Raw genomic sequence first — 13,544 nt, forward strand, 5'->3', positions numbered from 1 at the left:
TTTATTGTAAGTATTGTGATTCAACGTTAGCCGGTTTCAACGCCGCGCTTTGTAAAGCAGCGCGCGAAATGCGGCGGCGTCGTAGCGGCGGACACCCCATCCGACGGGTGCCATCCGGTTGCCGGGGTGCCGATCGTCGGGGCCCCAGATGGCCTGGTAGGTGTCGATGCAGCGCCCTTGCCGCTGGAGCAGGCAGAACGCCGCGATCCACACCGCCCACCACAGGACCACGCCTGCCCACATCCACCGAGGGGCGTCGGCCACCTTTAGGCCGAGCACCACGGTGGCGGCCGCCAGCAGCAGCGCCAAATAGCCGAGGCCCTTGTGCAGCACCTCGAAGGCGATGCGGCGGCGCGTCATGTCGTAGTGGTCGCCCCGAAGGCCCTGCGCATCGGTGGGGCCGCCCTTGCTGCCCCGCAGCCAGCCGCCCAGCGCCTGCAACGCCCCCAGCGCCACCACCGCCAGGCCCAGGCCCGCATGCCACCGCGCGACCGCCGTGGCGCCGCCACCGCGGCCCCAGGCCAGCCAGAGGCCCGCGCCCATCGCCGCCAGCCCTGCGTACTGGAGCGTGCGGTGGGCGTGCCACCAGGCCTTGTTGTCGAGCTCCCGGGGCCAGTCCTGGCGCGGCGTCACCTTGCAGTAGCGGGCGACCAGCACCCCCACCGGCAGCAGCACCGCCCAGGCCAGCACCATCAGCCGGCCGTGCCAGGAGGCCCAGGCGGCGATGTGATGCTCGGCGGCACCGCTGGCGGGTGCCAGCAGCCAGTGCAGGCAGGCGGCGAGGTCCATGGCGGCTACCGGCCCCAGCGCAGCACGAGCGGGTCGAGCCGCCGCGCCGTGGCGATAAGGCCCTGGCGCACCGCGGGGTGCATCGCGGGCCACGGGTGGCGCGGTGCCTCGCAGTCGATCACCCCGCCCTCCTTCATCAGCGCCTTGGCCGCCAGGAAGCCCGCCTGCCGGTTCTCCAGGTTGATCAGCGGCAGCCAGCGCTGGTACAGCGCGAAGGCGGTGTCGGCGTCGCCCTCCCGGTGCGCCTCGATGATCGGCCGGATGCCGTCGGCGAAGGCCCCGCCGGTCATCGCGCCGGTGGCGCCGGCGTCGAGGTCGGCCAGCAGCGTGATCGCCTCCTCGCCGTCCCACGGGCCTTCGATCGCCTCGCCGCCCAAGCGGATCAGCTCGCGCAGCTTGCTCGCCGCACCGGCGGTCTCGATCTTGAAGTACGCGACATGCTCGATCTCCTGCGCCATGCGGGCCAGGAAGGCCGCCAACAGCGGCGTACCGCTGGCGGGTGCGTCCTGCACCATGATCGGGATGCCGACCGCATCCGACAGCCGCGCGTAGAAGTCGAAGACCTGCGGCTCGGGAAAGCGGAAGGTGGCGCCGTGGTAGGGCGGCATCACCATCAGCATCGCGGCGCCCATCTCCTGCGCGCGGCGGCTGCGCGCGGCACAGACGGCGGTGCTGGTGTGGGTGGTGGTGACGATCACCGGCACCCGGCCGGCGACGTGTTCCAGCGCGGTGCGGGTCAGCACCTCGCGCTCCTCGTCGGACAGCAGGAACTGCTCGGAGAAGTTGGCCAGGATGCAGATGCCGTCGACGCCCGAGTCGACCATGAAGTCGAGGCAGCGCCGCTGGCTGGCCAGGTCGAGCGCACCGTCCTCGGTGAAGGTGGTCGGCGCCACCGGGAAGATGCCGCGGTAGCGCGGGTGGGAGAGTCCGGGCATGGCGCGGCTCACTCCAGGATGTCGAACTGGTCGAGGTACTCGGTCTTGAGCGAGAGGCCTAGGCCCGGCACGTCGTCCTGCAGTTGCAGGAAGCCGTTCTCGGCGATCGGCTCGCCGTCGAAGATGTACCAGAACAGCTCGTTGCCCACTTCCACGTCGAAGATCGGGAAGTACTCGGCCATCGGCGAGGCCAGGGTGCTCATCGTCAGGTGGTAGTTGTGCATCTGGCCGGCGTGCGGGATCACCGGCACGCTGAACGCCTCGCACAGCGCGTTGATCTTGTGCGCGGCGGTGATGCCGCCGACCCGGTTGGTGTCGTACTGCACGACGCTGACCGCCTTCCTGTCGAGCAGCTGCTTGAAGCCGTAGGGGCTGAACTCGTGCTCGCCGCCGGAGATCGGGATGATGTTCATCGCGTTGAGCTCGGCATAGCCGTCGATGTCGTCGGCGATCACCGGCTCCTCCAGCCAGCGCGGCTCGAACTTGGCCAGCTTCGGCAGCATGCGCTTGGCATACTCCAGGTTCCAGCCCATGTAGCACTCGAGCATCAGGTCGGTGTCGTAGCCGATCACCTCGCGCACCGCCTCGACCGATTTCAGGTTCTCCTGCACGCCGTGCTGCAGGTGCGCCGGGCCGTAGCCGAAGCGCATCTTGAAGGCCTTGAAGCCCTGGTCCAGGAATTTCTGTGCCTCGTCCTGCATCTCCTTGAGGTCGGTGCGGTAGAGCTTCGAGTAGTAGCAGGGGATCTTTTCCTTGGTGCGGCCGCCCAGCAGCTTGAACACCGGCTTGTTCACGCTCTTGCCCAGGATGTCCCAGATCGCCAGGTCGACCGCGGAAATGGCCGCCATCGTCACGCCCTTGCGACCCCAGGCGTGGGTGGCGCGGTACATGCGCTGCCACAGGTATTCGTAGTCCCAGGGGTCCTGGCCCAGCACCAGCGGCGTGAGGTATTCGTCGATGATGGCCTTGGCGATCTTCGGCGCCAGCGCCACGTTGCCGATGCCCACGATGCCGTCGTCGGTCTCGATCTCGACCACCGTCCACGAGTGGAAGCGGAAGGTGCTCATGCTTTCGGCGGGCGAGTACAGCAGGTCCATCGCGTTGGAGCAGAAGTTGCCCTGCGGCGGCACGGTCTTGCCCTTCCACTGGAATACGCGGGCACGGACGGATTTGATTTTCATGACAGAGGTGGGGCTGTGGAGGTTGAAACGAATTCGGGCCTTCAGGTCAGGCGGCGGCCAGCGACTTCTCGCGCTGGGCGGCGCCCATGCGGCAGGCGATCTGGAAGGCGTGCGACATGGCCTCGACGCTGGCCTTGCCCTGGCCCGCGATGTCGTAGGCGGTGCCGTGCGCCGGTGTGGTGATCGGGATCGGCAGGCCGCCCTGCACCGTGACGCCGCGCGAGAAGCCCAGCAGCTTGATCGCGATCTGGCCCTGGTCGTGGTACATGGTGACGACGGCCTGGTACTCGCCCGCCTGCGCCTTCAGGAAGATGGTGTCGGCCGGAAAGGGGCCGTGGAACGGGCTGTCGGTGGGCCAGCTGCGGGCCTGCAGGGCCTGCACCGCGGGCACGATGGTGTCGACCTCCTCCCGCCCGCACAGGCCGCCGTCGCCGCCGTGCGGATTGAAGGCCGCGATCGCCACCTTCGGCTGCGCCACGCCGCTGGCGAGCAGCGAGCGGTAGATCAGCTCGGCCGCCTGCTGGATGCGCTCCACGCTCAGGTAGCCCGCGACGTCCTTCAGCGGCACGTGGGACGAAATGCGGGAGGTCCAGAGCTCGCCCAGCGTGTTGAACTCGCAGAAATAGCCGGTCACGCCCAGGTGCTCGGCGAAGTGGTGCAGCTCGTCCTCGTGCTGCATGCCGCCGATCTTCATCGCCTGCTTGTTGAGCGGGGCGAAGCAGATCGCGTCGATGGTGCCGGCCAGGGCGGCGTCCATGCACAGGTCGAGCACCCGCAGGACCGAGCGGCCGCCGATGGCCTGTGCGCGGCTGCGCACCACCTCGGCCTGCGCCACCGTGTCCATCGCCAGGAAGGCCGGGCGGGCGGTGTCGGCCCGGTCGCGCACCGCGTCGAGCGAGTCGACGGCATCGGTCGCCACCCGCACGCCGGCGATGCGCTGGCCCTCTTCCCACAGCCACGGGTCGCCGACCAGGACGATGTTGGCGCGCTGCGCGGCCTCGGGCCCGGCGAGCAGCCGGGCGATGAGTTCGGCGCCGATGCCGGCGGGATCGCCGAGCGTGAGCGCGACGACGGGACGTTCTGCGGTGGTGGTCATGGGAAGGGCTCCGGGCTCAGTCGAGCTTGATGTTGTTCTTGCGGATGACGTCGCCGTAGCGCTTGGATTCGGCGTCGTGGAAAGCGATGAACTGCGCCTGCGTCATCGGCTGCAGCTCCGCGCCGACCGCTTCCAGGCGGGTCTTGGTCTCGGGCAGCGCGATCACCTCGTTGACCGCGTCGTGCACTTTCTGCTGCACCGCCTTGGGCGTGGCGGCGGGCATGTAGACGCCGTACCAGGCGGTCACCGCCACCGCGGGCAGGCCGGCCTCGGCGGTAGTGGGCACGCCGGGCAGTTGCGGGCTGCGCCGGGCCGAGGTCACCGCCAGCGGACGCATCTTGCCGTTGCGGATCTGGCCGATCACCGAGGGCATGGTGTCGAAGCTCATCTGCACCTGGCCGCCGATCAGGTCGATGATCGCGGGCGCACTGCCCTTGTAGGGGACGTGCACGATGTCGATGCCGGCCGCTTCCTTGAAGACGACGGCCGCGATGTGCTGGGTGCTGCCGGCACCGCTGCTGGCGTAGTTGATCTTGCCCGGCTCCTTCTTCGCCAGCGCGACCAGCTCGGCCACCGATGTGGCAGGCAGCTCGTTGGTGACCACCAGCACGTTGGGCACCGACCCGACGAAGGCCACCGGCACCAGGTCCTTGTCGCCGTCGTAGCCGAGCTTCAACAGGTGCGGCGCGATGGCATGGGCGGTGACCACACCCATCACCATCGTGTGGCCGTCGGTCGACTTGGCGGCCACGTCGGCGGCCAGGGTGTTGGAGACGCCGGGGCGGTTCTCGACCACGACCGGCTGCTTGAGCAGCGGCCCGAGGCGGTCGGCCACCGCACGCGCCATCGCGTCGGTGCCGCCGCCGGGGGCGGAGCCGACCAGCATCCGCAGCGGGCGCGTCGGCCAATCCGGCGACGCGGCCTGGGCGAAGGCGCCGAAGGGTGCGGCCAGCGCGATCGCCAGGGTAGAAATGGCAAGGGGGCGGATCATCTTTGTCTCCTGCGTGCTTCTCGGTGTGCACGGTGTGGAGGGCCATCGTAGGAAGCCGAAAGCATTCCGTAAAATGAAAATTGATGATGGATCGATCACCCCAGGCTATCGAAAAATGTCCAGTACCGACGCCGTTCCCCAGCTGCTCAACCGACTGCGCATGCGCCAGGTGGCGCTGCTGCTGGCCATAGAGGATCGCAACACTCTGCGCGCCGCCGCGGCCGAGCTGGGCATGACACAGCCGGCCGCCACCAAGATGCTGCACGAGCTGGAGGACACGCTGGGCTACCGCCTGTTCGACCGGGTGGGCCGAGGGCTGCGGGTCAATGCGGCCGGCGCCTGCGTGACCGAATACTTCCGCGGCATGCGCGGCGGGCTGGAGGCGCTGCGGCGCGAACTGCAGGGCCTGCGGCTGGGAAGCGCCGGCAAGCTGTTCATCGGCAGCATCATGGCCGCCTCCCCGGCCGACCTGACGCTGGCGCTGGTGCGGCTGAAGGCGCTGTACCCGCTGCTGTCGGTGGAGATCTCGGTGGGCACCAGCGACCGGCTGATGGAGCAGTTGCGCGAGGGCCAGCTCGACGTCGTGATCGGCCGCATGCCCGCGCGCACCGGCGGCGACTGCGTGTTCAAGCCGCTGTCGGACGAGCGGCTGTCGGTGGTCGTCGCGGTGGACCATCCGCTGGCGCGGGCGCGCACGTTGGCGTTCGCCGCGCTGCAGGCCTACCCCTGGATCCTGCAGCCCGCCGGCAGTCCGATGCGCGAGGTGATGGAGCAGGAGTTCGCCGCCCACCACCTGCCGCTGCCGCCGGGCCTGGTCGAGACCGCGTCGATCCTCACCACCACCAACCTGATCGCCCGGACCGACATGGTGGCGGTGATCCCGTGGTCGATCGCCGGACGCTATGCGGAGCACGGCCTGCTGCGGGTGCTGCCCTACACGATCCGCAACCGGCTGACCGCCTACGGCAGCATCGTGCGCAGCGACCGGCCGGCCTCGGCGGCGCTGCAGCACTTCGTGGAACTGCTGCACGCACCGGCCGCGCCGGTCGATGCGCACGATGCCCTTGCCGCGGCAGTTCCAAAGAAAAAGGGCTTGCAGCGCAAGCCCTTCGCCGACCGGTAGCTATCTTTTCGATAGCGCCCGGTATCAGGCCAGCGTATAGGCCGTCTTCACCACGGTGAAGAACTCCTGCGCGTACTTGCCCTGCTCCCGCGGGCCGTAGCTGCTGGCCTTGCGGCCGCCGAACGGCACGTGGTAGTCGACGCCCGCCGTCGGCAGGTTGACCATCACCATGCCGGCCTGGCTGTGGCGCTTGAAGTGGGTCGCGTGCTTCAGGCTGGTGGTGGCGATGCCGGCCGACAGGCCGAACTCGGTCGCGTTGGCGGTGGCCAGCGCTTCCTCGTAGTCCTTGACCTGGATGACGCTGGCGACCGGGCCGAAGATCTCCTCGCGGTTGACGCGCATAGACTGCGTGGTGTCGGTGAGCAGCGTCGGGGCCATGAAGTAGCCGTCGTGGCCGCTGCCGGTGTGGCACGCCACCCGGCCGCCGCCCGAGTAGACGGTGGCGCCCTCGGCCTTGCCGATCTCGACGTAGCTCAGGTCCTGCTCCAGTTGCGACTGGCTGACGACGGGGCCGATGTCGGTGCCGGCCGTCAGGGCATCGCCGACCTTGATTTTGTCCATCCGCGCCTTCAGCGCCTCGATGAACTTCGGGTAGATGCCCTGGGTGACGATCAGGCGGCTGGATGCGGTGCAGCGCTGGCCGGTGGAGTAGAAGGCGCTCTGGGCGCTCAGCTCGACGGCCTGGGCCAGGTCGGCGTCGTCCAGCACGATCTGCGGGTTCTTGCCGCCCATCTCCAGCTGCACCTTCTTGTGGGTCTGCACGCAGCGCTCGGCGATGCGCTTGCCGACGCCGGTGGAGCCGGTGAAGCTGATCGCGGCGATGCCGTCGTGGTTGACCAGCGCGTCGCCGATGACGCGGCCCGGGCCCATCACCAGGTTGAAGACGCCGGCCGGGATGCCGCTGCGGTGGATGATGTCGGCCAGCGCCCAGGCGCTGCCGGGGACGAGGTCGGCGGGCTTCAACACCACGCAGTTGCCGAAGGCGAGCGCCGGTGCGATCTTCCAGGCCGGGATGGCGATGGGGAAGTTCCACGGCGTGATGAGACCGACCACGCCGATCGGCTCGCGGGTGATCTCCACGCCGATGTTGGGCCGCACCGACGGGATCGTCTCGCCAGCGAGGCGCAGGCATTCGCCGGCGAAGAACTTGAAGATCTGGCCGGCGCGGGTGGCCTCGCCGATGCCTTCGGGCTTGGTCTTGCCTTCTTCGCGGGAGAGCAGCGTGCCCAGTTCCTCGCGGCGCGCCAGGATCTCGGTGCCGATCTTGTCGAGCGCGTCGCTGCGGGCCTGGATCCCGCTGGTGGACCAGGCCGGGAAGGCGGCCAGCGCGGCCTGCACCGCCGCATCGACCTGCGCCGCGTCGCCCTGGGCGTAGCGGCCCACCACGTCGGCCAGGTTGGACGGATTGCGGTTGTCGCTCAGCGACGCGCCGGCCGTCCATTCGCCGTTGACCAGGTTGTTGAATTCGCTCATGAAGTTTCCTGTTGGTTGATTTTTGACGGATGCGGCACGCGACCGGCGGTCAGCGCACCAGGCAGGGCCGCTTGGGATCGAAGGTCCAGCCGGGCACCAGGAACTGCATCGCCTGCGCGTCGTTGCGGGCGCCCAGGCCGTGCTGCAGGTACAGCTGGTGCGCCTTCTCGACCTCGGCCATGTCGAGTTCGATGCCCAGGCCGGGCTTCTTCGGCACCTCGATGTAGCCGCCCTCGATCTGCAGCGGCGCCTTGGTGAGGCGTTGGCCGTCCTGCCAGATCCAGTGGGTGTCGATCGCGGTGACGCGGCCCGGCGCGGCGGCACCGACATGGGTGAACATCGCCAGCGACACGTCGAAATGGTTGTTGGAATGCGAGCCCCATGTCAGCCCGAAAGCTTGACATAGCTGGGCCACCCGCACCGAACCGGCCATCGTCCAGAAGTGCGGATCGGCGAGCGGTATGTCGACCGACTGCAGCGACAGCGCGTGGGCCATCTCGCGCCAGTCGGTCGCGATCATGTTGGTGGCGGTCGGCAGGCCGGTGGCGCGGCGGAACTCGGCCATCACCTCGCGGCCGCTGAACACGCCTTCGGCGCCGCACGGGTCCTCGGCATACGCCACCACGCCCTGCATGCCGCGGGCCAGGCGGACCGCGTCCTTCAGCAGCCAGCCGCCGTTGGGGTCGAGGGTGACGCGCGCTTCGGGAAAGCGTTCGTGGATCGCGCGGATCGCCTCGACCTCCTCCTCGCCGCGCAGCACGCCGCCCTTGAGCTTGAAATCCTGGAAGCCGTAGCGGGCGTGGGTGGCTTCGGCCAGCCGCACGATCGCCTCGGGCGTCATGGCTTCTTCGTGGCGCAGGCGCAGCCAGTCGTCGGCCTGGTCGGGCTCGCTCGCATAGGGCAGGTCGGTCTTCTTGCGGTCGCCCACGTAGAACAGGTAGCCGAGCATCTGCACCTTGTCGCGCTGCTGGCCTTCGCCGAGCAGGGCCGCCACCGGCACGCCCAGGTGCTGGCCCAGCAGGTCGAGCAGCGCCGATTCGGCCGCCGTCACCGCATGGATCGCGATGCGCAGGTCGAAGGTCTGCTGGCCGCGGCCGGCGCTGTCGCGGTCGGCGAAGCGGGCGCGCATGCGGTTCAGGATGGCGTTGTGGTCGCCGATCGGCTGGCCAACCAACAGCCCGCGCGCGTCTTCCAGCGTCTGGCGGATCTTCTCGCCGCCGGGCACCTCGCCGACGCCGGTCGCGCCGCTGCTGTCGGTCAGGATCAGCAGGTTGCGGGTGAAGAACGGTGCGTGCGCACCGCTCAGGTTGAGCAGCATGCCGTCGTGGCCCGCGACGGGCACGACGCGCAGGTCGGTGATGGTGGGGGAGGAGCTGGTCATGGTCGACGGCTTGTGAAGAAACGGGATGGCTTGGCAAGGGCGAGCACGGCGAAGCCCTTTCGCGGACGCCCGCGGAACTGGCTTTGCTAGGCCGCAGGGTGCGCCCCCCTTCGCGCAGCAGAAGGGGGGCAGCCGCAAAGCGGCTCCGCGGGGCTGATCGCTACTAGTCTGCGGTGATCTTGCGGGTGTCGATCAGGGTCTTCCACCGGGCGAACTCGCGGGCCTGGAAGGCTGCGAACTGCTCGGGCGTATTCGCCACGATCTCCAGGCCCTGCTCTTCCATGCGCTTTTTCACCGCCGGATCCTTCATGGCCGCCGCGGCAGCGGTGCCCAGCTTGGCCTTGACCGCCGGAGGCAGGCCGTGCGGCGCGGCGAACCCTTGCCACGAATACACCTCGGCACCCTTGACGCCGGCCTCGGCCAACGTGGGCACGTCGGGCAGCACGGGCGAGCGCTTGTCGCCGGTGACCGCGATCGCACGCAACTTGCCGGCCTTGATATGGGACAGCACGGCGTTGACGTTGGGAAAGGAAAAATCGACCTGGCCACCCAGCAGGTCGTTGATCGCAGGCGATCCGCCCTTGTAGGGAATGTGCAATCCGTCCGTTCCGCTCTGCTGCCAGAACACCTCGGCCGCAAGATGGTCGGAAGAGCCGTTGCCGGAGCTGGCGAAGCTGACCTTGCCCGGCGCCGCCTTCAACTGTGCGATCACTTCGGCGACCGTGGTGGCCTTCTGCGCCGGGCTCGCGACCAGCACGTTGGGGGCCTGCACCAGCACGCTCAGGTAGTCGAAATCCTTCAACGCGTCGTACGGCACGGTCTTCTGGAGGTGCGGCGCGATGACGTAGGTACCGAGCGACGACACCATCAGCGTGTACCCGTCCGGCGTCGCGCGCTTGACCTGGCCGGCCCCGATGGTGCCCGTGGCACCCGGCTTGTTGTCGACGATGAAGCTTTGGCCGAGTTGGTCCTGCAGCTTCTGCGCGAGCGCCCGCGCCACCATGTCAGTCGACCCGCCCGCCGGGAACGGCACCACGATCGTGACCGGACGCTCGGGCCACGCCGGCGTCTGGGCCGATGCCGCACCGTGCAGCGCCAGTGCGAACGCCACCAGGCCAAGCAGATGCTTGATGTTTTTCATGCTTGCTTCTTTCTACGCAAAGACGTAATAAAAGACGTTCAGACGGGTGGCCGGACCGCCTGGCGGGCCAGCAGCTTCCACTGGCCGCCCTGCTGCTGCCAGACCTGCAGGATCTTGATCGTCACGTTGCCGGGCTTGCCGCTATCGTTGGTCTGCGCCGACAGGGTGTGGCGGACCAGGGCCACGTCCTTCACCACCTTCACCGTCTGGTCGGTGATGGCGATGGTGACGAAGTCCGACTTGCCGTCGAGCAGGTCGGAGATGAAGCTGGCCTTGGTATCGACCTTGCCGCCGGAGTGGCCGTAGCTCAGGTCGTCGGCCACCAGCGCGTCGAGCGCCGGCCGGGTCGGGTCGACCATCGCGACGCGCAGCTTCTCGGCCGCGGCCGCTGCGCCGGCACCGCCGTCGGCCGCCGCGCTGCCGCCGCCCTGCGGCATCGCCGAGCAGGCCGCCAGCGCGGCGGTGAATACGAGGGCGATCGCTGTCTTGTGGAACATGTTTGTCTCCTGTTGGTTTTTATGACGCGGGCTGCGAAGGTGCAGCGTTTACTGCGGGCCGAGCTTGTCGATCAGCGCCTTCAGTTCTTCCACTTCCGCCGGCTTCAGGTCGCTCAGCGGTGGGCGCACCGGACCGGCACCGTGGCCGACGATGGTGGCGCCGGCCTTGACGATGCTCACCGAGTAGCCGGCCACCTTGTTGCGGATGTCCAGGTACGGCATGAAGAAGTCCTTCAGCAGGCGGTGCTGCGTGGCCAGGTCGTCGGTGCGCACCGCTTCGTAGAACTCCATCGCCGTCTTGGGGATGAAGTTGAAGACTGCAGACGAGTACACCGGCGTGCCGAGGGCCTTGTACGCCGCGGCATACACCTCGGCCGTGGGCAGGCCGCCCAGGTAGCTGAAGCGGTCGCCCATCTTCTGGTAGACCGAGACCATCGCCTCGATGTCGCCCACGCCGTCCTTGAAGCCGACCAGGTTCGGGCAGGCGTCGGCCAGGCGGGCCAGCGTGTCGGGGCTGTAGCGGGCCTGGGCGCGGTTGTAGATGATCACGCCGAAATCGACGCTGTCGCAGACCGCCTTCACATGGGCGTAGAGGCCTTCCTGGCCGGCTTCGGTCAGGTAGTGCGGCATCAGCAGGATGCCGTGGGCGCCGGCCTTCTCGGCGGCCTGTGCGTACTGGATCGTCTGGCGGGTCGGGCCGCCGGCGCCCGCGATGATCGGTACCGTGCCGCGGCAGGCGTCGACCGCGGTCTGGATGATCGTCGGGTACTCCTCCTGCGTCAGCGAGAAGAACTCGCCGGTGCCGCCGGCGGCGAACAGGGCGGTGGCGCCGTACGGGGCCAGCCATTCGAGACGCTTGGTGTAGCCCTTGGCATCGAAGTCGCCGTTGGCGTCGAAATCGGTGACCGGGAACGACAGCAGGCCGGAGCCCATGATCGACTTGAGTTCTTGCGGGGTGAAGCTCATGGTGTGTGAGTAGTGTTGAAGGTTTTGGGAGAAAGGAAAAATCAGTCCAGCTTGATCTGGGCGTCAGTCACGACCTTGGACCAGCGGGCGCGCTCCTTGTTGAAGAACGCTTCCTGCTCGGCCGGTGCCATCGTCACCACCTCGGCGCCCTGCCCTGCCAGGCGCGAGCGGATCTCGGGGGTGCGGATGACCTTGATCAGTTCCTGGTTCAGGCGGTTGACCAGCGCGTCGGGCGTGCCCTTGGCGACCATCACGCCCTGCCAGGTGCCCGATTCGAATCCCGGCACGCCCTGCTCGGCGATGGTCGGCACGTCGCCCACCAGCGGCATGCGGGTGCCCTTGGAGACGGCCAGCAGCTTGAGCTTGCCGCTCTGCACGTGCGGCAGCGTGGCCAGCATGCCGTTCATCAGCACCTGCGTCTGGCCGGCGACCGTGTCCTGGATCGACTGCACGCCGCCCTTGTAGGGCACGTACTCCCACTTGGCACCGGTGGCGCGCTGCAGCGCCACGCCGGCCAGGTGCGGCGCGCTGCCGGAGGCGGTCACCGCGAAGTTCAGGTCGGACGTCTTCGACAGCGCCACCAGCTCCTGCAGGTTGGAGGCCTTGACCGACGGATGCACCACCAGCAGGTGCGGCGAGTACGCCAGCATCGTCACGCTGCGCAGGTCCTTCGACGGATCGAACGGCAGCTTGGTGTAGACCGAGGGGCTGATTGCCAGAGCGCCCACGTCGCACAGCAGCAGGGTGTAGCCGTCGGGCTGCGATTTGGAGACGAAGTCGGCGCCCAGGTTGCCGTTGGCGCCGGCCTTGTTCTCGACGATGACCGACTGCTTCAGCGCTTCCGACAGCGACTGGCTGATCGAGCGGGCGATGATGTCCGAGGAGCCGCCCGGCGGGTACGGCACGATGAGCTTGATCGGGCGGGCGGGCCAGGCGTCGGCGGCCTGGGCGGCGGTGCCGGCGCCGAGGGCGGCCAGCGCGGAAGAGCCCAGCAGGGCGCGGCGGGAAATGGTCATGTCGTGTCTCCTTGGAACGATGCACGGGCTCTGGGGCCCGGATGGAATGCGGCGCTTGTCGCACCACGCGTCATCAGTCATCGTACAACTATCCAGGAAAAAGTACAGCCCGTGCAAACCCCGTAGGGTCCGCAGGGGCTTGCGGCTAGTCGGTGGCGGGCTTGCCGGGGACCGACTGCGCGGCCTCGCGGGCGCGGCGCAGCCGTTCGCGGCTGTTGGTCAGGTGGATCCGCATCGCCGCGCGGGCGGCCTCGGCGTCGCGCCGGGCGATCGCGTTGAAGATCTCCTCGTGCTCGCGGTTGACCCGGTGCAGGTAGTGCGACTGGTCCTCCTGCGGCACCCGGGTGGCGGTGATGCGGGTGCGCGGGATCAGGGCCGACCCCAGGTGGCCCAGGATGTCCGAGAAATAGCGGTTGCCGGTGGCCTTGGCGATCTCCAGGTGGAACCGGAAGTCGGGCGATACCGTGTCGCCCTTGGCCATCACCACGTTGCGCTCGAACTCGTCGAGGGCGTCGCGCATCGCCAGCAACTGCTCGTCGGTGCGGCGCGCAGCGGCCAGGCCGGCGGATTCGGTCTCCAGGCTCACCCGCAGCTCCAGCACCGCGATCGCGTCGATCGAGGTGGGGATGTCGGCCGGGTCGAGCCGGAAGATGCCGCCCGGCCGGGACTCCAGCACGAAGGTGCCGATGCCGTGGTGCGTCTCCACCAGGCCCGCCGCCTGCAGCCGCGAGATCGCCTCGCGCACCACGGTGCGGCTCACCCCGTAGGCCTGCACGATGGCCGACTCGGTCGGCAGCTTGTCGCCCGGCGCCAGCACCTTGGCATGGATGCGGCCGCTGATGTCTTCGACCAGGTCGTGCGCCAGGCCGCGGGAGCGTTTGCGCTGCCGCACGGCCCCGCCCGCCATGGGGGATGGCACTGCGTCTGCCGGGGTGGTGGACCCCGTCGAAACCAC

Annotated in this window: 13 protein-coding genes; 1 reads left to right on the forward strand and 12 read right to left on the reverse strand. The window is 68.7% G+C overall.

Annotated elements, in window-relative coordinates; translation table 11 throughout:
* Positions 1 to 36 precede the first annotated feature (36 nt).
* Genes ASE76_RS12080 through ASE76_RS12100 form a run of 5 tightly spaced genes read right to left on the reverse strand, consistent with a single transcriptional unit; the run spans position 37 to position 4,992 of the window.
* Positions 37 to 789 (reverse strand): cytochrome b561 domain-containing protein, encoded by a 753-nt coding sequence (locus tag ASE76_RS12080; protein ID WP_236698425.1) that lies wholly within the window; start codon positions 787 to 789, stop codon positions 37 to 39.
* A gap of 5 nt (positions 790 to 794) precedes the next feature.
* Positions 795 to 1,724, reverse strand: coding sequence for a dihydrodipicolinate synthase family protein (locus tag ASE76_RS12085; protein WP_055839718.1), 930 nt, complete (start codon positions 1,722 to 1,724; stop codon positions 795 to 797).
* 8 nt (positions 1,725 to 1,732) lie between these two features.
* A complete protein-coding gene (locus ASE76_RS12090) occupies positions 1,733 to 2,905 on the reverse strand; it encodes an L-rhamnonate dehydratase (RefSeq protein WP_055839721.1) in 1,173 nt (390 codons plus the stop codon).
* Positions 2,906 to 2,951: 46 nt separating this feature from the next.
* Positions 2,952 to 4,001 carry a 4-hydroxythreonine-4-phosphate dehydrogenase PdxA gene (locus ASE76_RS12095; protein ID WP_055839724.1) on the reverse strand — a complete coding sequence of 350 codons (1,050 nt, stop codon included), beginning with the start codon at positions 3,999 to 4,001 and terminating at the stop codon, positions 2,952 to 2,954.
* A 16-nt stretch (positions 4,002 to 4,017) separates the two neighbouring features.
* Complete coding sequence (locus ASE76_RS12100; protein WP_055839728.1) at positions 4,018 to 4,992, reverse strand: tripartite tricarboxylate transporter substrate binding protein; 975 nt, start codon at positions 4,990 to 4,992, stop codon at positions 4,018 to 4,020.
* A gap of 115 nt (positions 4,993 to 5,107) precedes the next feature.
* On the opposite strand from ASE76_RS12100, the gene ASE76_RS12105 reads away from it, so the two are divergent.
* Positions 5,108 to 6,115 (forward strand): LysR family transcriptional regulator, encoded by a 1,008-nt coding sequence (locus tag ASE76_RS12105; protein ID WP_082448427.1) that lies wholly within the window; start codon positions 5,108 to 5,110, stop codon positions 6,113 to 6,115.
* 24 nt (positions 6,116 to 6,139) lie between these two features.
* Here ASE76_RS12105 and ASE76_RS12110 read toward each other — a convergent pair whose 3' ends face one another.
* The 7 genes from ASE76_RS12110 to ASE76_RS12140 form a co-directional block, all read right to left on the reverse strand.
* A complete protein-coding gene (locus tag ASE76_RS12110; RefSeq protein ID WP_055839732.1) occupies positions 6,140 to 7,588 on the reverse strand; it encodes an aldehyde dehydrogenase family protein in 1,449 nt (482 codons plus the stop codon).
* 49 nt (positions 7,589 to 7,637) lie between these two features.
* A complete protein-coding gene (gene gudD, locus ASE76_RS12115) occupies positions 7,638 to 8,969 on the reverse strand; it encodes a glucarate dehydratase (RefSeq protein ID WP_055839736.1) in 1,332 nt (443 codons plus the stop codon).
* A 163-nt stretch (positions 8,970 to 9,132) separates the two neighbouring features.
* Positions 9,133 to 10,110, reverse strand: a complete 978-nt coding sequence (locus ASE76_RS12120; RefSeq protein WP_201781859.1) for a tripartite tricarboxylate transporter substrate binding protein — start codon at positions 10,108 to 10,110, stop codon at positions 9,133 to 9,135.
* A 38-nt stretch (positions 10,111 to 10,148) separates the two neighbouring features.
* A complete protein-coding gene (locus ASE76_RS12125) occupies positions 10,149 to 10,607 on the reverse strand; it encodes a nuclear transport factor 2 family protein (RefSeq protein ID WP_055839740.1) in 459 nt (152 codons plus the stop codon).
* 48 nt (positions 10,608 to 10,655) lie between these two features.
* Positions 10,656 to 11,573, reverse strand: a complete 918-nt coding sequence (gene kdgD / locus ASE76_RS12130) for a 5-dehydro-4-deoxyglucarate dehydratase (protein WP_055839743.1) — start codon at positions 11,571 to 11,573, stop codon at positions 10,656 to 10,658.
* A gap of 41 nt (positions 11,574 to 11,614) precedes the next feature.
* Entirely contained in the window at positions 11,615 to 12,589 is a 975-nt protein-coding gene (locus ASE76_RS12135) for a tripartite tricarboxylate transporter substrate binding protein (protein ID WP_055839746.1), read from the reverse strand.
* 145 nt (positions 12,590 to 12,734) lie between these two features.
* Positions 12,735 to 13,496, reverse strand: coding sequence for a FadR/GntR family transcriptional regulator (locus tag ASE76_RS12140; RefSeq protein WP_055839748.1), 762 nt, complete (start codon positions 13,494 to 13,496; stop codon positions 12,735 to 12,737).
* Positions 13,497 to 13,544 lie beyond the last annotated feature (48 nt).

This window comes from Xylophilus sp. Leaf220, from assembly GCF_001421705.1.
Lineage (GTDB): Bacteria > Pseudomonadota > Gammaproteobacteria > Burkholderiales > Burkholderiaceae_C > Xylophilus.

Bases quoted from the DNA above. Each gene is read 5' to 3' on its own strand.
- ASE76_RS12090 (WP_055839721.1), bottom strand. From the start codon at position 2,905: ATGAAAATCAAATCCGTCCGTGCCCGCGTATTCCAGTGGAAGGGCAAG.
- ASE76_RS12080 (WP_236698425.1), bottom strand. From the start codon at position 789: ATGGACCTCGCCGCCTGCCTGCACTGGCTGCTGGCACCCGCCAGCGGT.
- ASE76_RS12110 (WP_055839732.1), bottom strand. From the start codon at position 7,588: ATGAGCGAATTCAACAACCTGGTCAACGGCGAATGGACGGCCGGCGCG.
- ASE76_RS12125 (WP_055839740.1), bottom strand. From the start codon at position 10,607: ATGTTCCACAAGACAGCGATCGCCCTCGTATTCACCGCCGCGCTGGCG.
- ASE76_RS12100 (WP_055839728.1), bottom strand. From the start codon at position 4,992: ATGATCCGCCCCCTTGCCATTTCTACCCTGGCGATCGCGCTGGCCGCA.
- ASE76_RS12120 (WP_201781859.1), bottom strand. From the start codon at position 10,110: ATGAAAAACATCAAGCATCTGCTTGGCCTGGTGGCGTTCGCACTGGCG.
- ASE76_RS12085 (WP_055839718.1), bottom strand. From the start codon at position 1,724: ATGCCCGGACTCTCCCACCCGCGCTACCGCGGCATCTTCCCGGTGGCG.
- ASE76_RS12095 (WP_055839724.1), bottom strand. From the start codon at position 4,001: ATGACCACCACCGCAGAACGTCCCGTCGTCGCGCTCACGCTCGGCGAT.
- kdgD (WP_055839743.1), bottom strand. From the start codon at position 11,573: ATGAGCTTCACCCCGCAAGAACTCAAGTCGATCATGGGCTCCGGCCTG.
- gudD (WP_055839736.1), bottom strand. From the start codon at position 8,969: ATGACCAGCTCCTCCCCCACCATCACCGACCTGCGCGTCGTGCCCGTC.
- ASE76_RS12105 (WP_082448427.1), top strand. From the start codon at position 5,108: ATGTCCAGTACCGACGCCGTTCCCCAGCTGCTCAACCGACTGCGCATG.
- ASE76_RS12140 (WP_055839748.1), bottom strand. From the start codon at position 13,496: ATGGCGGGCGGGGCCGTGCGGCAGCGCAAACGCTCCCGCGGCCTGGCG.
- ASE76_RS12135 (WP_055839746.1), bottom strand. From the start codon at position 12,589: ATGACCATTTCCCGCCGCGCCCTGCTGGGCTCTTCCGCGCTGGCCGCC.